The sequence below is a fragment of the Rhizobium moroccans genome, assembly GCF_057559155.1.
Map to the genome: position 1 here is coordinate 61,783 of NZ_JBHFJG010000024.1, position 17,179 is coordinate 78,961.

28 protein-coding genes are annotated in these 17,179 nt (G+C 62.5%); 19 read left to right on the plus strand and 9 right to left on the minus strand.

Annotated elements, in window-relative coordinates:
- Positions 1-327 precede the first annotated feature (327 nt).
- The 4 genes from ACE04I_RS13985 to ACE04I_RS14000 form a co-directional block, all read right to left on the minus strand.
- Positions 328-615 carry a ribbon-helix-helix domain-containing protein gene (locus ACE04I_RS13985; RefSeq protein WP_046795785.1) on the minus strand — a complete coding sequence of 96 codons (288 nt, stop codon included), beginning with the start codon at positions 613-615 and terminating at the stop codon, positions 328-330.
- Positions 616-675: 60 nt separating this feature from the next.
- On the minus strand, positions 676-939 hold the full coding sequence (locus ACE04I_RS13990) for a YdeI/OmpD-associated family protein (protein WP_046795784.1): 264 nt from the start codon (positions 937-939) through the stop codon (positions 676-678).
- A gap of 10 nt (positions 940-949) precedes the next feature.
- Positions 950-1,693 (minus strand): sulfite exporter TauE/SafE family protein, encoded by a 744-nt coding sequence (locus ACE04I_RS13995; protein ID WP_487207221.1) that lies wholly within the window; start codon positions 1,691-1,693, stop codon positions 950-952.
- A gap of 99 nt (positions 1,694-1,792) precedes the next feature.
- Positions 1,793-2,113: a hypothetical protein gene (locus ACE04I_RS14000; RefSeq protein ID WP_046796052.1), complete on the minus strand. Its 321-nt coding sequence runs from the start codon at positions 2,111-2,113 to the stop codon at positions 1,793-1,795.
- Between the two features lie 186 nt (positions 2,114-2,299).
- Between ACE04I_RS14000 and ACE04I_RS14005 the strand changes: the two genes are divergently transcribed.
- The 3 genes from ACE04I_RS14005 (at position 2,300) to ACE04I_RS14015 (ending at position 3,776) form a co-directional block, all read left to right on the plus strand.
- Complete coding sequence (locus tag ACE04I_RS14005) at positions 2,300-2,902, plus strand: superoxide dismutase (protein WP_046795783.1); 603 nt, start codon at positions 2,300-2,302, stop codon at positions 2,900-2,902.
- A gap of 158 nt (positions 2,903-3,060) precedes the next feature.
- A complete protein-coding gene (locus ACE04I_RS14010) occupies positions 3,061-3,327 on the plus strand; it encodes a type II toxin-antitoxin system Phd/YefM family antitoxin (protein ID WP_046795782.1) in 267 nt (88 codons plus the stop codon).
- Complete coding sequence (locus ACE04I_RS14015) at positions 3,324-3,776, plus strand: type II toxin-antitoxin system VapC family toxin (protein WP_046795781.1); 453 nt, start codon at positions 3,324-3,326, stop codon at positions 3,774-3,776. Before ACE04I_RS14010 ends, ACE04I_RS14015 begins: the two co-directional genes overlap by 4 nt.
- 45 nt (positions 3,777-3,821) lie before the next feature.
- Here the strand turns inward: ACE04I_RS14015 and ACE04I_RS14020 are convergent, their stop codons facing one another.
- Entirely contained in the window at positions 3,822-4,520 is a 699-nt protein-coding gene (locus ACE04I_RS14020; protein WP_046795780.1) for a helix-turn-helix transcriptional regulator, read from the minus strand.
- Between the two features lie 134 nt (positions 4,521-4,654).
- Here ACE04I_RS14020 and ACE04I_RS14025 point away from each other — a divergent pair, with 134 nt between their 5' ends.
- The 6 genes from ACE04I_RS14025 to ACE04I_RS14050 all read left to right on the plus strand — a co-directional run bounded on the left by ACE04I_RS14025 (position 4,655) and on the right by ACE04I_RS14050 (position 8,572).
- Complete coding sequence (locus tag ACE04I_RS14025) at positions 4,655-5,299, plus strand: LysE family translocator (RefSeq protein WP_046795779.1); 645 nt, start codon at positions 4,655-4,657, stop codon at positions 5,297-5,299.
- A gap of 140 nt (positions 5,300-5,439) precedes the next feature.
- Positions 5,440-5,880 carry a c-type cytochrome gene (locus ACE04I_RS14030; protein ID WP_046795778.1) on the plus strand — a complete coding sequence of 147 codons (441 nt, stop codon included), beginning with the start codon at positions 5,440-5,442 and terminating at the stop codon, positions 5,878-5,880.
- A gap of 72 nt (positions 5,881-5,952) precedes the next feature.
- On the plus strand, positions 5,953-6,867 hold the full coding sequence (locus ACE04I_RS14035) for a c-type cytochrome (RefSeq protein ID WP_046795777.1): 915 nt from the start codon (positions 5,953-5,955) through the stop codon (positions 6,865-6,867).
- 75 nt (positions 6,868-6,942) lie between these two features.
- A complete protein-coding gene (locus ACE04I_RS14040) occupies positions 6,943-7,920 on the plus strand; it encodes a cation diffusion facilitator family transporter (RefSeq protein WP_046795776.1) in 978 nt (325 codons plus the stop codon).
- A gap of 71 nt (positions 7,921-7,991) precedes the next feature.
- Positions 7,992-8,246, plus strand: a complete 255-nt coding sequence (locus ACE04I_RS14045; RefSeq protein WP_046795775.1) for a type II toxin-antitoxin system HicA family toxin — start codon at positions 7,992-7,994, stop codon at positions 8,244-8,246.
- Positions 8,243-8,572 (plus strand): type II toxin-antitoxin system HicB family antitoxin, encoded by a 330-nt coding sequence (locus ACE04I_RS14050; RefSeq protein ID WP_046795774.1) that lies wholly within the window; start codon positions 8,243-8,245, stop codon positions 8,570-8,572. The genes ACE04I_RS14045 and ACE04I_RS14050 overlap by 4 nt, the downstream gene beginning before the upstream one ends.
- Positions 8,573-8,585: 13 nt before the next feature.
- Here the strand turns inward: ACE04I_RS14050 and ACE04I_RS14055 are convergent, their stop codons facing one another.
- The 4 genes from ACE04I_RS14055 to ACE04I_RS14070 form a co-directional block, all read right to left on the minus strand.
- Positions 8,586-9,074, minus strand: a complete 489-nt coding sequence (locus ACE04I_RS14055; protein WP_046796051.1) for a GNAT family N-acetyltransferase — start codon at positions 9,072-9,074, stop codon at positions 8,586-8,588.
- Between the two features lie 210 nt (positions 9,075-9,284).
- Entirely contained in the window at positions 9,285-9,641 is a 357-nt protein-coding gene (locus ACE04I_RS14060; RefSeq protein WP_046795773.1) for an HVO_A0114 family putative DNA-binding protein, read from the minus strand.
- Positions 9,614-9,910 carry a toxin-antitoxin system TumE family protein gene (locus tag ACE04I_RS14065; protein WP_046795772.1) on the minus strand — a complete coding sequence of 99 codons (297 nt, stop codon included), beginning with the start codon at positions 9,908-9,910 and terminating at the stop codon, positions 9,614-9,616. Before ACE04I_RS14065 ends, ACE04I_RS14060 begins: the two co-directional genes overlap by 28 nt.
- Before the next feature lie 31 nt (positions 9,911-9,941).
- On the minus strand, positions 9,942-10,355 hold the full coding sequence (locus ACE04I_RS14070) for a MerR family transcriptional regulator (protein ID WP_046795771.1): 414 nt from the start codon (positions 10,353-10,355) through the stop codon (positions 9,942-9,944).
- An 84-nt stretch (positions 10,356-10,439) separates the two neighbouring features.
- Here ACE04I_RS14070 and ACE04I_RS14075 point away from each other — a divergent pair, with 84 nt between their 5' ends.
- The 10 genes from ACE04I_RS14075 to dmeF all read left to right on the plus strand — a co-directional run bounded on the left by ACE04I_RS14075 (position 10,440) and on the right by dmeF (position 17,169).
- Entirely contained in the window at positions 10,440-11,180 is a 741-nt protein-coding gene (locus ACE04I_RS14075) for a cation efflux transmembrane domain-containing protein (RefSeq protein WP_046795770.1), read from the plus strand.
- Between the two features lie 83 nt (positions 11,181-11,263).
- Positions 11,264-12,115 (plus strand): D-alanyl-D-alanine carboxypeptidase family protein, encoded by an 852-nt coding sequence (locus ACE04I_RS14080; protein ID WP_052760458.1) that lies wholly within the window; start codon positions 11,264-11,266, stop codon positions 12,113-12,115.
- A 125-nt stretch (positions 12,116-12,240) separates the two neighbouring features.
- Positions 12,241-13,689, plus strand: coding sequence for an alanine/glycine:cation symporter family protein (locus ACE04I_RS14085; RefSeq protein WP_046795769.1), 1,449 nt, complete (start codon positions 12,241-12,243; stop codon positions 13,687-13,689).
- 123 nt (positions 13,690-13,812) lie between these two features.
- Positions 13,813-14,715: a dihydrodipicolinate synthase family protein gene (locus tag ACE04I_RS14090; RefSeq protein ID WP_046795768.1), complete on the plus strand. Its 903-nt coding sequence runs from the start codon at positions 13,813-13,815 to the stop codon at positions 14,713-14,715.
- Between the two features lie 158 nt (positions 14,716-14,873).
- The gene (locus tag ACE04I_RS14095) at positions 14,874-15,059 is read left to right on the plus strand and encodes a hypothetical protein (RefSeq protein ID WP_046795767.1); all 186 of its coding nucleotides are present in this window, start codon (positions 14,874-14,876) and stop codon (positions 15,057-15,059) included.
- Positions 15,060-15,090: 31 nt separating this feature from the next.
- Complete coding sequence (locus ACE04I_RS14100; RefSeq protein WP_046795766.1) at positions 15,091-15,381, plus strand: hypothetical protein; 291 nt, start codon at positions 15,091-15,093, stop codon at positions 15,379-15,381.
- A gap of 11 nt (positions 15,382-15,392) precedes the next feature.
- A complete protein-coding gene (locus ACE04I_RS14105) occupies positions 15,393-15,569 on the plus strand; it encodes a hypothetical protein (RefSeq protein ID WP_156176975.1) in 177 nt (58 codons plus the stop codon).
- A gap of 33 nt (positions 15,570-15,602) precedes the next feature.
- Positions 15,603-15,761: a hypothetical protein gene (locus ACE04I_RS14110; RefSeq protein WP_156176973.1), complete on the plus strand. Its 159-nt coding sequence runs from the start codon at positions 15,603-15,605 to the stop codon at positions 15,759-15,761.
- Between the two features lie 125 nt (positions 15,762-15,886).
- Complete coding sequence (gene dmeR / locus ACE04I_RS14115) at positions 15,887-16,159, plus strand: Ni(II)/Co(II)-sensing transcriptional repressor DmeR (RefSeq protein ID WP_046795765.1); 273 nt, start codon at positions 15,887-15,889, stop codon at positions 16,157-16,159.
- 23 nt (positions 16,160-16,182) lie between these two features.
- A complete protein-coding gene (dmeF, locus tag ACE04I_RS14120; protein ID WP_046795764.1) occupies positions 16,183-17,169 on the plus strand; it encodes a CDF family Co(II)/Ni(II) efflux transporter DmeF in 987 nt (328 codons plus the stop codon).
- The last annotated feature ends 10 nt before the right edge of the window (positions 17,170-17,179 follow it).

Consider the following 17,179-nt stretch of genomic DNA (forward strand, 5'->3'; position numbering starts at 1 on the left):
GAGGGCGACGCTATGCGTCGTCCTCTTCACTGACTTCAACAGCTCCGCCTAAACTTCTTCCGGCGTGCAGAAAGCGGGCGATGGTGACCGTATCGCCGCTAACGCGGAAGGCGATCGTTCCTCGGCGCTTGTAATCTACGAGCCGAAGTCCGGGTTCGATGTCGTCCCGTGGTGTTCCTCTTTTGGGAAATCTATCGAACCTGCGGCAATGCTAGACAATCCTTTGAACATAGGCACGAGCGAAATCCTCGCCCTTACGTTCCGCCAGATAGTCGAACAGGTTAGCCAGATCGTGCCGTGCTTCAAGCGCGAAGATGACTGTGTAGATCATGCGCCGATTGATCGCCGATCGCGGGTGCGCATGTATTCGTCAAGCTCTTTGCGGGTTTCATCGATAGTACGGCCCCAGCTGGGGTCTGCGTCGTGCGCCTTGATCGTCGGCACGACTTCGTCCCGCAGCCATTGCTCGATTTCCGCATCGTGGTCGGCGAGATAGCACAGCCCTTCGGTCACGACCTCGCTCTCGTCGGCAAATTCGCCTGAGGCGATTTTCTTTTCCACGAGGTCAGCCATGTCTTCCGGCAGCGAGATGGTGATGGAACGGTTCGCGCGCATCGTGAAGCTCCTTGTCCGCCGACATTAGCACGGAGAGGCGGGGGCTCGATAGCCGCCTCCTCACTCCCTTCCCGTCGGTCCGGTGTACTTCATCTTCATGTAGGCATTGCCGGCCTTGAGTTCGTCCAGCATCTGGCGGATGCGCTTTTCGCGCGTGTCGGCCCGTTTCGCCTGGGCGATCCAGCCGAGATAGTCGTTGCGCTGGTAGGCGGGGCGGGCATCATAGGCTGCCTCGAGCCCCGCCGCCTTCAGCCGCTCGGCGATTTCCGGTGGCATGGGGTTCAGCGGGCGCTTCAGCTTGTCCGTATCCTTGCCGGATTTCATGACCGCCTCCTCAGACGAGCCTCACCGCCGCAGTGCCGATGATGATGACGGAAACGGCGATCATCAAGGGCTTCACCGGCACGCGCTTGAGTATGAGCGCGCCGAACGGAGCCGCCAGAATGCCGCCGAGGATGAGGCCAATGGCGGAGGAAAGTTCCGACCAGCCGAGAGCCAGGATGAAGGTCAGCGAGATCACCGAGGTCACGCCGAATTCGGTGAGGTTTGTGGAGCCGATCACCTTCTTGGCGTCGTGGCCGCGGCCGAGCAGCGTGCTCGTCACGATCGGTCCCCAGCCGCCGCCGCCCATCGCGTCGAGCAAGCCGCCGCCGGCGCCCACATAGGGCACGATCCAGTCGCGCACGTCGCGCGGCCATTGCGGCCGGAACGCCTTGTAGAGGATGAAGAGCCCAACGGCGATGAGATAGGCCGAAACGAAAGGTTCGATCGCCTCGCCGTCGATGTTGGAAAGCAGATAGGCGCCGATCGCGCCGCCGATCATGCCTGCAGGTGCCAGCCGTGCGACGAGCCGCCAGTCGACATTGCGGTGATAGGCATGCGAGACGCCCGATGCCGCGGTCGTGAAGCATTCCGTCACGTGGGTCATGGCGCTGGCCGCCGCCGGCGGCACCCCGATCGTCAGCAGGCTCGTCGTGGAAAGCACGCCGAAGGCGAGGCCGAGAGCGCCGTCGACCATCTGTGCCAAAAAGCCGATCAGCACGAAGATCAGGAAGTCCGTGGTCACGAAGTCGAGCATCGAGCCATTCTCCTGGCTGGCTATGGTCCTCACCTGGGTTCCAGCCGGAGGTAATTCGTGATCGGAATAAAAGGTTCCCGCGCCTGCGCGGAGTAAGGATCAGTCCGGCAGTTCCACCGTCACGCGATCTTCGCCGAGTTCGCTGCCGAGTTCGACGGCCTGGGTCTGCTTGTCCATCACGCAGATATGGCTGACGCGGGCATCGGCGCCCACCGCCTTGCCGGTGACGATCGCAAGCCCGAAGCGCTCGCTGCCGATAGGATCGACCGCCGCTTCCGGGTTCTCGATCATACCGCTTGCGGCGGCGACGCATTTCTCCTCCACCGTCTTTTCGAATGCGGCCCAGGCCTCGTCGGAGGATGCTTTCGCGGTCTGGACGGAAAGCAGGATGAGAAGGGAAAGCGGCAGAGCGGTCTTCATGGAGGCCTCGCGAATCATTTAAATCAGAGGTTCCAACAACACCGGAAATCCAGCAAGTCTTTGACGTCGGCAGGCGGATTTTTGGCAAGATTGCCGTTGCCTCCGGCCATGTCCGCACCTATGTTCCGCCACGAGCCCGTCCCCGCGCGAGCCGTTCCTAGGTGTTTGCCGAAAAGGAGTAAGACAATGGCCTTTGAACTTCCTGAACTTCCCTACGATTACGAAGCGCTTTCGCCCTATATGTCGAAGGAAACGCTGGAATTTCACCACGACAAGCATCACAAGGCCTATGTCGACAACGGCAACAAGCTCGCGGCCGAGGCCGGCATGGCCGATCTTTCTGTCGAGGAAGTCGTGAAGAAGTCCTTCGGCACCAATCAGGGCCTCTTCAACAACGCGGCCCAGCACTACAACCACATCCATTTCTGGAAGTGGATGAAGAAGGGCGGCGGCGGCAACAAGCTGCCGGGCAAGCTGGAAAGCGCGATCACGTCCGATCTCGGCGGCTACGACAAGTTCAAGGCCGATTTCCTCGCAGCCGGCGCCACGCAGTTCGGCTCCGGCTGGGCCTGGCTCTCGGTCAAGGACGGCAAGCTCGCCATCTCCAAGACCCCGAACGGCGAGAACCCGCTGGTGCATGGCGCGGAACCGATCCTCGGCGTCGACGTATGGGAACATTCCTATTACATCGACTACCGCAACGCCCGCCCGAAGTATCTCGAAGCCTTCGTGGATAACCTGATCAACTGGGATTACGTCCTGGAACGCTACGAAGCAGCCACGAAGTAAGGCTCCGATTTCGTCCGGAAAGGGCGAGCCGCGATCATTTGAAAAACATCCGGCGCCAGATCGGCGGCCGGGTGTTTTGTTTTGGGCCGCCGTCCTGCCCTTGAATATTACACGAATGGGCAGCATATTAGTCATTTGTGACTACTTTGCGAGGCGATATGCCAAGGGTAAGCCTTAAGGATGCGAAGGCGGGATTTTCCAGTCTGGTCGACCAGGCTGCCGCGGGAGAATTCGTCACGATCACGCGCCACGGAAGGCCGGCGGCCGTGATGGTCAGCGTCGAAGCCGCGGAGTTTGCGAGAAGCGCGCTTCGGAAGGATCGGCCGAGCCTTGCCCGATATCTCAGAAGCTTCCCGGCCGATTTCGATCTCGACGACGATGTTTTCGCGAGAAATCCGACGCCGGGCCGCGAGGTCGATCTGTGACCGGGTATCTCCTCGATACCAATGCCGTTTCCATGTTCGCGCCCTCCAAGGCGAACGTCAGTCCGAACTTCGCCAACTGGGTGGAGGAGCAGGAAAAACTGGACGCGATCTATCTCTCTGCTCTCACGGTGCATGAAATCGAACGGGGAATTCGCTTGCTGGAGGCGAAGGGTGCGACGTCGAAAGCGTCGATCATCGCGATGTTCCTGCAAGGGATGATTGCCGGCTATGGGGATAGGATTTTGCCGATTGATGCCGAAACGGCACGAGAATCCGGCAGGCTGGAGGCAAAGGCCGCGGCGGCCGGCCACAATCCCGGAACGGTGGATGCGCTCATCGCCGGAACCGCGAGCATTCGCGGGCTGATCGTCATCACGCATAACCTGAAACATTTTCGGCCGTTTGGCATTCCGGCAAGGTCACCCGATGAATTGGCCATTGGCCGATAGCTTGTCACACTAGCTTTATCCGTGAAGGCTGATCAGCCTCCCTCTCTAACCCGCAGCCGCAGGCCCCGTCTGCCAGCCTTCCACCCAGAGCTGCCTCAGCCTCACGCCTTCGCCGCGGAAGAACTCCTCCACCGCTTCGCAATGTTCCACGCGGTCGGCGCGGAAGTTGCGGATCGCCCGCCTGAGTTCGCACCAGGCGACGATATTGGCGGTCTGCGAGTAGTAGACGAGAGCGATGGGCCGGATCGTCCTTTCGGTGGCGCGGCCGAATTCATCGCGGTAGTCGAGCGCAAGTTTCCGCTCGTCGCGGATCGCGCGGCGCACCAGCGCAAGGTCGATGGCTTCCGGTGCCGGCGCGGTTATGCCCCAGGCATGCAGGGCATTGTCGGAAAAGATGCGCGCCAGCGGCGGCGGCACGGCCGCGGCGATCTTGCGGTTCACCTGTTTTGCCGCCTGCTTGAGCCCGGTATCGCCGGTGCGCTCCAGCAGCGCCAGCGAAAGCACGATCGCCTCCGTCTCCTCGATCGACAGCATCAGCGGCGGCAGCGTGAAACCCGGCCGCATGATATAGCCGATGCCGCGCTCGCCCTCGATCGGCACGCGCATGGCCTGAAGTGCTGCGATGTCGCGATAGATGGAGCGCACCGTCACCTCGAGCTGGTCGGCGATTTCGGCGCCCGTCACCGGTTTGCGGGCAAGCCGGAGGATCTGGATAATCTCGAACAGCCGGGAAGCCTTGCGCATGTCGTTTTCCTCTTTGCCGGCCCAGACAACTGACAGAACGTTGTCAGTTGGTTTCGTCTATATCTCTGCATATCCGATTGAAAAACAAGGCGCCTGTTTCTGGAAGGCGCTCGCGGCACCCAAGGCTAACTGACATGACCTATACGGAAAACCTCTGGCTCTTCTTCACCCTGTTGTTCGGTATCATCGTCGTGCCGGGCATGGATATGATCTTCGTGCTGGCGAATTCGCTCACGCGTGGCCGTGCCGCCGGCCTTGCGGCCACCGGCGGCATCATGGCGGGCGGGCTCGTCCATTCGCTTTACGGCGCGCTCGGCGTCGGCCTGCTGGCGAGCCTCATGCCGAAGCTCTTCACGCCGCTGCTCATCGTCGGCGCGGCCTATATGGCCTGGATCGGCGTGAGCCTGATGAAGAGCTCCATCGTCGTGGAAGGGGTTGGCCCGGCCGATGCCCGCTCCAACTGGGAGGCGTTCCGGCGCGGCGCCGTCACCTGCCTCATGAACCCCAAGGCTTATCTCTTCATGCTGGCGGTCTATCCGCAGTTCCTGCGGCCCGATTTCGGCCCGCTGGCGCCGCAGGCGGCGGTCATGGCGGCGATGACGGCGGCAACGCAGCTCGCCGTCTATGGCGGGCTCGCCGCGGCCGCCGGCAAGGCACGGGAGTTCCTGGTCGGCAACGGCGGCATCACCGTCTGGCTCGGTCGTGTGGCCGGGCTGTTGCTGGTGGTGGTCTCGCTGATCACGCTATGGGAAGGGCTTGACGCTTCCGGTGCGTTCTGACGAAGTCTTACTTTACAACCTTGTTTTACAACGCTTATCACCGGTTTGTTACTTCTATCTCCGGTCCGGAACCGGCATCTTGCCCGCGTCGAACAATCGCTCGCCGGCTCGTGCCGGTAACCAACCATGGAGAGTCCCGCATGAGGTTCAAAGCTGCCGCAATCACGGCGACCGCACTCTGTCTTGGCTTCGCCGCCGTCTCCGTTGCGCAGGAAACCCCGCAGGCAAAGCGCGAACAGCTGATGAAACAGGTCGGCGGGGCCATGGCCGCCCTCGGCGGCATCGCCAAGGGCGAGAAGCCCTATGACGAGGCCACGGTGCGCACGGCGCTCACCGCCGTCAGCACCAATCTCAAGGCATTTCCGGATCAGTTTCCCGCGGGCTCCGAGGTCGATTCGGCCGCGGCTCCTGCCATCTGGCAGAACACGGAGGATTTCCGTTCCAAGGCGCTCGCGCTCGCGGAAAAGGCGGATACGGCGCTTGCATCCTTCCCCGCCGACCAGGCAGGCGTCGGCGCCGCCATGCAGAGCCTCGGCTCGAGCTGCGGCGATTGCCATCAGACCTATCGCCTGAAGCGTTGATCCACCGGTTTTAGGAATGCGGCCGCGACCTGTTTGCGGCCGCTGTTATGCATGTGAAGCGGGAGAGGGATGATGGCCGCAAGATGGACCAAGCTCTTCGTTGCCGGTGCGGCGATCGTCGTCGCGGGCGCGGTCACGGCCTGGGCGCTCACCAGGCCGGACCCCCATCCCGATAGCTATTGGGCGAACCTCGGCGAGCCCGATCTCGCCCGCGGGGAAAACCTCTTCTGGGCGGGCGGCTGCGCGAGCTGTCACGCGGCGCCGGATGCGACGGGCGATGCGTTGAAGGTGATGTCGGGCGGCAGGGCGCTGCCCACCGGCTTCGGCACCTTCCACGTTCCCAACATATCGCCCGATCCGACTGCCGGCATCGGCGGCTGGACGCTCGCCGAATTCGGCAATGCCATGACCCGCGGCGTCGGCAGGAACGGCGAGCATCTCTATCCGTCCTTTCCCTACGGCTCCTATGCCCGCATGAGCCCGCAGGACATCAACGATCTCTTCGGATATCTGGGCACGCTGCCCGAAAGCAGCTATGTCGCGCTGCCGCACGAACTGCGCTTTCCTTATAATATCCGGCTTGCGCTCGGCGCCTGGAAGTACCGCTATTTCAACGATGAGCCGCGCGTCGAGCTTGCCTCCGCCGATGAGAAGCTGAAACGCGGTCAGTTCCTGGTCGAAGGGCCGGGCCATTGCGGCGAATGCCATACCCCGCGCGACGCGCTCGGCGGTTTCCTCGATGGCCAATGGCTGGCCGGCGGACCGAACCCGGAAGGCGAGGGGCGCATTCCCAATATCACTCCGGGCGGCCAGGATCTCGGCTCCTGGAGCGAGAGCGACCTGGTGAACTATTTCCAGACGGGCTTCACGCCTGAGTATGATTCCGTCGGCGGCTCGATGGCCGACGTGCAGCGCAACCTCGCGCATTTGCCGCAACAGGATCTCGAAGCCATCGCCGCCTATCTGAAAGCCGTACCGTCACGCTGACCGATAGCCGCCGCCGGGTGGAACGAAGCCCGCAACCTTACGTTTTCGCTCCCATGTGGGCGGAGAAGCGTCACCATGAGCCATAGCCACGAGCATCACCATCACGCCGCGGCCGAAGGCGGCGACAAGCGGATGATCGGCGCGATCGCGGTCAACATGCTCCTGACGGTTGCCCAGATCGTCGGCGGCGTCGTCTCGGGAAGCCTTTCGCTGATTGCCGATGCGCTTCACAATTTCAGCGATGCGGCCTCGCTGGTCATTGCGTTTGCCGCCCGCAAGATCGCGCGCCGCCCGTCCGACGAGGTCATGACCTTCGGTTACGTGCGGGCGGAAATCGTCGCAGCCCTCATCAACTACACGACGCTGATCGTGATCGGCCTCTATCTCGTCTACGAAGCGGTGATGCGCTTCATCACGCCCGAGCCGATCGAGGGCTGGATCGTGGTCGTCATCGCCGCCGTCGCGCTCGTCATCGATCTCGTGACCGCGCTGCTGACCTATGCGCTGTCGAAGGAAAGCATGAACATCCGTGCCGCCTTCCTGCACAATGTCGCGGACGCATTGGGTTCGGTGGGCGTCATCATCGCCGGAACGCTGATCATTTTCTATGGCTGGCGGATCGTCGATCCGATCGTCACGCTGCTGATCGCCGCCTATATCCTCTGGCAGGCCTTTGCGGAGATCGGCGGCTCGATCCGCATGCTGATGCTCGGCACGCCTTCCGGCGTCGATATCCAGGCGCTGGTCCAGGCGCTCGGCACGGAACCGGGCGTCTCGAGCATTCATCACGTCCATGTCTTCGCGATCGACGAGCGGTACACGGCCATGGAGGCGCATGTCGTGCTGGCCGATGGCTTCGAGGCGAGCGCCGACGACGTCAAGGCGCGGCTGAAGATGCTGGCGCATGAAAAATTCGGTATCGGCCATTCGACCCTGGAGATGGAGCGGCCGGATACCTGCTGCCGGGGCGAGGACGCCCGCACCATAGGCCATGCTGTCGGCGCTGCGCATGATGCCGAGAATGCCGGACGGCACCACGCGCACGGCCATTAGAGGAAGGCGGCGGTGCCGTTCGATCAGGTTCCATGCTTGCAAATTATGCTAGCATCAAGTAGGTTGCCTGCATGAACAGCAAGCAGCGCAAGACGCTCGTCGCCATTTTTCGCGACCCCGCTTCTCCGTCGATCGAATGGAGCGATATCGAAAGCCTTTTGCTTGCTGTCGGCTGCAATATCCTTGAAGGCAGCGGTTCGCGTGTCCGTTTCGAGAAGGACGGGTTGATCGCGTCGTTTCATCGCCCTCATCCGGAAAAGGAGGCGAAACGCTATCAAGTCAAGGATGCGCGGCTTTTCCTGAAGCAATTGGGAATAGAACCATGAATGTGTTGCACTACAAGGGCTATTCGGCACGTGTGGAATTCGATGCGGAGGACGAAATCTTCGCTGGGCGCATTGCCGGCATACCCGATGTCATCGGTTTCCATGCGGACAATGTTGCGGACCTCAAGATGGCGTTCCATGAAGCGGTCGATGATTATCTTGCAACCTGTGAACGCCTTGGCCGGCCTCCGCACAAGCCATATTCGGGGCGGGTGATGTTCCGCATCGATCCGGACGTCCATGCCCGTGCGGCGAAGGCTGCGGAACTCGAGGGAAAGAGCCTCAACGAATGGGCTGGAGAGGTTCTGGCAAAGGCGACGGGATGAATGATCCCGCGCCTCATGCCAGTGCCTGCATATAGCGCATGCCGGTTACCGGCCGCGGCACGAAATCCATGAATTCGTAGAAGCGGTGGGCGGCGAGATTGCCGGTCGCGGCGCTGACCGAGAGATAGTCGCAGCCGGCGTTCCTGGCGATTTCGCGGGCGCGGGAGACGAGGTGCTGGCCGGTGCCGTGGCCGCGATGTCCGTCGCGCACGAAGAGATGGTGCAGGTCCATGCCACGCTTGCCTTCCTGCGCTCTGTAGAGCGGCACGAGAATGGCGTAGCCGATGAGCTGCGAACCCGTATCGGCGACAAGCGCGGTGATCCACGGCATTTCACCGAACAGATCGCGTTCCAGCGTTTCGGGTGTCGTGGCTACCACATCGTTGTGATGAGCCGCCAAAAGCCCGATCATCTCGTTGAGTTCGGGCAGGTCGCGCGGCTTTGCGGCGCGGATGGTCACCACCGGCGGGCGGGGAAGTGTGATTTCGGTGTCTTCGGTCATTTTCGGCATCCTTTTCCGGTTTGTCGCCGTCAGGTGCCGTTTCATACAACAAAGCCGCCTGACGGCGGCCTGTTGACAATGATGATCTGTCGGCCGCCCTTTAGAGGAAGGCCCAAAAATACGAGCAGGAGATGATGTTGCGCGTCTTGATCATGCCGGTGTGATGCTCCCATTCACGGGGCTTGTCAAGCGGCTTTGGTGACGGCGCCTCTACGCCGCCTTCAGCGTAAAATCGACCCTGATGCCGCCATAGGGAAAAACCACTTTCCCGTCGGAGGTCTTGTCGATGATGCCTGCCGCGATCAGCGCGGTGATATCGCCGTGGACGGCCTTTACGTCACGCTCCACCCGCCGCGCCACTTCGCGGATGGCCATGTCGCCCTGACCTGCCATCGCTTGCAGGATTTCCCAGCGTTTGACAGTCAGCACCTTCCAGAGAAGATCGATGGAAGCAAAGTCGATATGGGTGCCCTGAGCCTCCCCGCGAAAGGCGGCCGCCATCTGCCGTTTGGTTTCCTCGATGGAGGAAAGGCCAAGTGTTACGATGGGATGTTGTCTTTCATCCATAGCTCGACATCCTTCCAGAAATCGTCCTGCAATCTTTCCAGATTCACAAACGCATAGGCGACCTCGTCGCGGCCCAGATGTTTGTGATCTCTCTTGCCGGCTTCGTTGTCATAGCGCAGCACGCAGGTTTCGCCCGATACCGGTGCCAGGCTGTATTTGATATCGTGCAAGCTGCCGCGAACCGGTTTCGGCACCTGCCATATCTTGATGTCCGCGAAGCAGGTTTCCGTGAGCGCCAGGCGTTTCTGCAGCAGAAGCTTCGCTTTCATTGTTGGAGTTTGCTACAACGCGGACCCCCCGTCAATGTTCCCCGTCGCATAAGCCATGGTCCGAAAGCGCCCGGATCACGTAGCAATCCTCGATCGAATGGCCGTCGCAATGGGAGATGATGCGCTCCAGCTCGTGTTCCAGCCTCTGGAGCTTGGCGATCTTTTCGCGCACGGCGGAAAGGTGATCGGCGGCGATCCGGTCGGCGTCGACGCAGGGCATCTCGGGATGCCGGCTGAGCGCGATCAGATCGCGGATTGCCGGAATGTCGAGGCCTAGATCGCGGGCATGTCGGATGAAGGCCAGCCGTTCGAGGTCTGTCCTCTCGTAGCGCCGCTGGTTGCCCTCAGAGCGCTCGGCCGCGCCCATCAGTCCCATCTGCTCGTAATAGCGGATGGTCGGCACCTTCACGCCGGTGCGCTTCGAAAGATCGCCGATCGACAACATTTTCGATTTTTCCTCTTGAACCTCTAGTCACTAGAGGAATTATGTAGGGCGTCACCGGAAACCAGACAAGGAAAAGGTGACACTATGAGCGCATCCTGCGGCCATCATCACGGCACGTTCGAGGGATTGTCGGACGATTACAAGCGGCGGCTATGGGCGGTCATCGCCATCAACGCTGCGGGCTTTCTGGTCGAGATGATCGCCGGCCGGCTTGCCGGCTCCCAGGCGCTGCAGGCCGATGCGCTGGATTTCTTCGCAGACGCGGTCACCTACGGCATTTCGCTCGCCGTCATCGGCGCTTCGATAAGGGTCCGCACCACCGCTGCCGCCGCCAAGGGCATCAGCCTCTTTCTGATGGGCCTCTGGGTCTTCGGCTCCACGGTCTACCGCGTCTTCTATGTGGGCGTGCCGGAAGCCCCGATCATGGGCGTCATCGGCTTCCTGGCGCTTCTTGCCAACGTGGCGAGCGTGCTGATCCTGATGAACTACAAGGATGGCGACGCCAACGTGCGTTCCGTCTGGCTCTGCTCGCGCAATGACGCGATCGGCAACGTCATCGTCATGATCGCTGCGCTCGGCGTCTGGGGTACTGCGACCGCCTGGCCGGATCTCATCGTCGCGGGCGTCATGGCTGGGCTCTTCCTCACCTCTTCGGTGCAGATCCTCCGCCAGTCCTGGGCAGAATGGAAAAACGGCGGCACGATCAGCCTGGATGCGCATGCGGGACATAGCCATGGGCCGGTGGGCGAGGCGCATTCCGCCTGCTGCTCGGGCCACGATCACGCCGCCCATCACGATCACAAGGAACATGAGCACGCGCACTGAGCCGCGGCATTGAGCCTATGGCGGGCTGTGGTACAAGGGCAGGCATCATAGGTTGAGGACCCAGCCAGCCCGAAAGGAAGACCATGGCCCGCCTTCCGTCCCGCGCCGCGTCGCTCTTCGCGCTTGCGGCGTTTCTTCTGAGTGCCGCAAGTGCCGCCGCCGGCAATGCCCATATCCTGATCGATGCGAAGACCGCCAAGGTCATCAGCGCGGAAAATGCCGGAGCGCCGAACGGGCCTGCCTCTCTCACCAAGATGATGACGCTTTATCTCACCTTCGAGGCGCTTCGTTCGGGGCGGATCGGTTGGAATGATCCCGTGCCGGTCTCGCGGCGCGCGACCCGCGCCGTGCCCTACAAGCTGAACGTCCGCGAGGGCGATGCGGTGACGGTGCGGGAGGCCGTGCTCGGCATGATCGTGCTTTCCGCCAATGACGCGGCCATTGCGATCGGCGAGAAGCTCGGCGGCTCGGAAGAGCGTTTCGCGGAGCTGATGACGGCGAAGGCAAGGCGCCTCGGCATGCGTAACACCACGTTTCGCAATGCAAGCGGGCTGACGGCGCCCGGCCAAGTGACCACCGCCCGCGACATGGCCGTGCTGGGCCTGGCGCTGATGAAGAACTTTCCCCGCGAATTCCGCCTGTTCTCCACCCGCAGCTTCCAGTTTCGCGGCAAGACGCTCGAGGGCCATAATTACCTGATGGACGAGTATCCCGGCGTGGACGGCATCAAGACCGGCTATACCAGCGCCTCCGGCTATAATGTCGTCACCTCTGTCAGCAAGGGCGGCCGCCGCATAGTCGGCGTGGTGATGGGCGGCTCCACGGCCAAGAGCCGCGACCGCACCATGGCCGCCTTGCTGGACGGTGTCCTGCTCGGCGCCGCCGCCGGCCGGAGAACAGTGCCGGCCGTGCCGGTGACGCCCGGCCTCTATTGATCCCGCCGCGCAATCTTGCCCGCAACGCCTCCACAGCCTAAAGGAGGTCGGCACAACATGCTTCGCCCAAAAGGAGCGGTCGACGCGTATCCGGATACACTCAAGTCGAAAGAAGGGGCAACGAGATGACGGCGATCATAGGATTTCTCAATACGGTCTTCTGGGGCTATGTCCTCATCTACGGATTGATTGCCGTTGGATTGTTCTTCACGGTCCGCCTGGGTTTTCTCCAGTTCCGCCATTTTCCCGAGTTTTTCCGCGTCGTCCTGCGTGCGCCCGAGGCGGATGCGGCCGGCATCACGCCGTTTCAGGCGCTTTGCACCAGTCTCGCCTCGCGGGTCGGCACCGGTAATCTGGCTGGTGTCGCCGTTGCGATGACGCTCGGCGGGCCGGGCGCGCTCTTCTGGATGTGGGTGGTTGCCGCTCTCGGCATGGCGACGGCTTATGCCGAAAGCGCGCTGGCCCAGTTGTTCAAGGTCCGCGGTCAAAGTGGGGAATATCGCGGAGGCCCGGCCTTCTACATCTCCCGAGGCTTGAACGCGCCCTGGGCGGCGGTGATCTTTGCCGTGTGCCTGATCCTGGTCTTCGGCCTTGCCTTCAATGCCGTCCAGGCAAATTCGATCGCAGAGGCGATGCACGGCGCCTTCGGCGTGCCCAAGCTCGGGGTCGGGGTTGTCGTTGCCGGCATCTCCGGCGTCGTCATTTTCGGCGGCATCAAGTCGATCGCACGCATTGCGGAATATATCGTGCCGTTCATGGCGGTCGCCTATCTCGGCGTCGCTCTCTACGTGCTGATCGTCAACATTGCCGATGTGCCGGCAGCACTCTCACTGATCGTCCGGAGCGCCTTCGGCTTCGAGCAGGCAGTCGGCGGCATGGCCGGAGCCATGTTGAACGGTGTCAAGCGAGGCCTGTTCTCCAACGAAGCCGGCATGGGATCGGCGCCGAATATTGCCGCGGTAGCCACGCCCAGCCCCCATCACCCGTCCTCGCAGGGCATGGTTCAGGCGCTCGGCGTGTTCATCGATACGCTGCTGATCTGCACGGCCACCGGCCTCATCATCCTGCTGTCCGGCGCGCTCGTGCCCGGAGGGGAGCTTACGGGAACACCGTTGACCCAGGCTGCGATGGCCGTCCATATCGGCGGCGCGGGGCACGCCTTCATCGCCATCGCGATCTTCTTCTTCGCGTGGACATCGGTCATCGGCAACTATTCCTATGCCGAAAACGCTCTCGTCTATCTCGGTCTGGACAACAAGGTCGGGCTTTTATGCGCACGCGTCGGCCTGATCCTGATGGTTCTCTGGGGTTCCTATGAGAGTGCGACGACGGTATTCGATGCTGCCGATGCGTCCATGGGCCTGATGGCCTCGATCAATCTCGTGGCGATCGTCCTGCTGTCGCCGCTGGTCGTAAAGCTGACCCGCGATTACTTCGAGCAGAGGCGATCCGGAGCCCCGGTGTTCGATCCGGGAATGTATCCGGAACTCGCCGGGAAAATCGATGCGGATATCTGGCACGACATATCCGTCTCCCCAACCTCCAAGGACGCCTTGCATCCGGCAAAGGCTTGACGCCCGGCTTTCACTGATCCCGTCGAGCCTATGATTTCCCTATGAGGCTCGCCCTTGCCCCGCATCGATTTCCTATGCGGGGCCGGGCTAAGCCCTCGCGGTCAATCACGCGAGGGCTTTGCGATGACGGTCGGAATTGCTGAACTCAGGACGGTGACGGCGCTCGTCACGCCTTTCCGCGACGGCACCATGGAACGTTCCTGGCTGAACAAGGCGCTCGACCGGCAGGTGAGGGCGGGCGTCGATGGCGTCGTGGTCTGCGATGTCTTCGGCGAGGGCTATGCGCTGAGCCATGACGAACGCGACCGGGTTCTCGCCATCTGCCTCGAACGGGCGGCGGGTAGACTTGCCGTATTCGCCGCCACCGGCACCAACGATACGGCCGAAACCGTGGCCATGACCCGCCGCGCGGCGGAAATCGGCGCCGACGGCGTGCTGGTCACCGTGCCCTATTATTCCAAGCCGGTGCCGAAGGGCGTGATCGGCCATTTCCGCGAAGTGGCCGGGGCGACTCGTCTGCCGGTCGTCCTGGACGACGATCCGTACCGCACCGCGCTCGATTGCGGTCATGCGCTCCTTTCCTCGCTGGCGGATGTCGAAAATATCGTCGGCATCCGCCACGGCATCGGGCGGCTGGAAGCCTTTCACCGACTTCCAGCCGATCTCAGGCGTCGCTACCGGCACTATTCGAGCGACGATTCCACGCTGCCGATGTTTCTGGCCTGCGGCGGCCATGGCTGCATATCGGCACTCGGCAACGTGCTTCCCTATCGGCTGGCGGCCATGAAAGTGCCGGCAGCCGCATCCGCCGGCGATCTCTCCTTCCGCCAGGCGCAGTCGCTTCTGGTCGCCGCCGAGGGCCGGTGGGATGCGGCGGTCGTCAAGGCGGCCTTAGCGATCCTCTACGGCACGCCGCCGGAGGTCCGCCTTCCTCTCGTGGAGGTCGAGCCGGAAATGCGCGAAGCGATCGCCCATGCGCTTGCCGCGCTGGAGGGGCAGCCCGTTTTCTCGCAGGCGCTCGCCTGAGCCGGCTGATCGGGGCAGCGGCACTTATCCTTATGAAATTCCTATTTCTTCGGTTTCCGGCCCCAATCGATAACCTATGCCACCCAGCTTACCTTGATCCTGCACATCACGAGCATGTGCGCGGATGGAAAACCATCCGCAACGCTGGAGTACGAGACATGTACGGCAGATTGGGGCTCTATCATTTGGCCCGCTACCATCAGGAGCAGGCGCAAGCCGCAAAGCACGGCGAACGGCGCCTGCCACAAGACGATTACGGCCGCCTGGACGTCTTCCTGCGCCTCGCCGCGGTCGTCCTGATCGCGGCGAGCGTCGGCGGCGCTTTCTACTGCGCACTCTCCTGATCTTTCCCGACCTCACGAAAGGAACATATCGATGGGCAAAGCAATGTTGCGTGGAGAACCTTCCTTAAGGAACGGCACCCGTTTCACGGTGGGCCGTGACGAGAACGGCTGCTGGGTCGTATGCGACCGCGAAGGCCTGGTCGGCGGCTTCTTCAGGGACAGGGCATCCGCCGTCCATTTCGCCATGTTCGAAAGTGATCACCAGCCGGGCGCCGTCTGCTGCGTTCCCGATGGCGTGATCCTTTCCTCCTCCTCGCTTCACCCCGCCAAGGCGGTCTCGCGGCGCAGGCCGCGCGAAAGCCGCCTCAGGCTCGTCTCCTGAAAGGCATCCCGATGTCCAACCTCGAACTGACTTCCCCACTGACTTCCCTGGGCGCCGCGAAGCGCCACGCTTCCGAAAGGCCGGGACTTCGCCAAGGCCTCATGGCGGCGGGCGTCTGTGTGCTGATGCTGGTCGCGGCCGCCGGTATCCGGCTCCTCGCCGCCGCATCCGCGCTCTCCCTCTGGTGATCTCAGCCGTTTCCCGAACCCCGGATATCTTCGATGCCGAACATTCTCAGGCAGTGCCGCCGAATGATCCTTCCCCGCTTCGAGGCGGAGAAGGATTTCCGCGGCTCGACCATCATTCTGCACATGTGCATCGCCTTGGGGCTCATATTGCTCCTCGCATTCCTTCTGACGCGGCTGGCGACCGCCATCTGATCCGCCCGTTCAAGTCATTTTTCCGTGGAATAGCGAACCCGGACCTGCCGGCAAGAGCGGGACCGGGTTGCTTTCGTTGGTCGGATGGATAATATACCCCCCTATACTATTGAGGAACGACGATCATGTCGCACACCATCCGCGAAAAAGCGAAGCTTCTGGCGCGCGTGCGCCGGCTGAAGGGACAGATGGAAGCTGTCGAGCGCGCGCTGGAGGCGGAAAGCCCCTGTGGCGAGGTGCTGCAGCTTCTCGCCTCCATCCGCGGTGCGCTCTCCGGTCTCACGGGCGAGGTGATCGAGGATCACCTGCATGAGCATGTGCTCCACGCCGAAGACGAGAAGGCGAGAGCCAAGGCCACCGACGAGCTGGCCGAAGTGCTGCGCACCTATATCCGCTGATATTCACCGTAAGGAGTAAGGCCATGTCCACCGTCGATCAGATGAGGCACGAGCATGTGTTTCTAGGCGATAACCACGAGCGCAACGAGCGGCGCGTCTGGCTGGTGATCGCGCTGACCGCCACGATGATGGTGGCCGAGATCGTCGCCGGAACGCTCTTCGGCTCCATGGCGCTGCTGGCCGATGGCTGGCACATGTCCACCCATGCGGGCGCCATGCTGATCGCCGCGCTCGCCTATCTCTATGCCCGCCGGCAGGCGCGCAATCCGCGCTACACGTTCGGCACCGGCAAGCTCGGCGATCTCGCGGGCTTCGCAAGCGCCGTCGTGCTGGCGCTGATCGCGCTCCTGATCGCCTGGGAAAGCGTGGTCAGGCTCGCCAATCCGGTGGCGATCGATTTCGATCAGGCGATCCTGGTCGCGGTTGCCGGGCTCGGTGTCAACCTGCTCAGCGCCTGGCTGCTTCGGGACGACCATTCGCATCACGGCCACTCCCATCATGGCCATCACCATGACCACGATGACGATGACCACCATCACGCCCATGATGCGCATGGCCAGCACGGCCATCGTGCCGGCGGAACCGATCACAATCTGCGCGCCGCCTATCTACATGTGCTGGCGGACGCGCTGACCTCGCTGCTGGCGATCTTCGCGCTGATCCTCGGCCGCACGAACGGCTGGGTCTGGCTCGATCCGGTCATGGGCATCGTCGGCGGCCTGGTGATCGCCCGCTGGTCCTGGGGCCTGATCCGCGCCACCGCGAACGTGCTTCTCGATGCCCTGCCGGCGGATGAGGATCTGCCGCAGGAAATCCGCGAGATCGTCGAGAATGGAGAAGACAGGATCGCGGACCTGCATGTCTGGCAGGTGGGGCCGGGCCATCACGCGGCGATCGTTTCGGTGGTTACGCCGACGCCGCGCGCGCCGGCCTTCTACAAGGAGAAGCTTGCGGCAATCCCCGAGCTTTCGCATGTCACGGTGGAGGTCACGCCGGCCGTCGCGGCGTGACTGGAGCAAC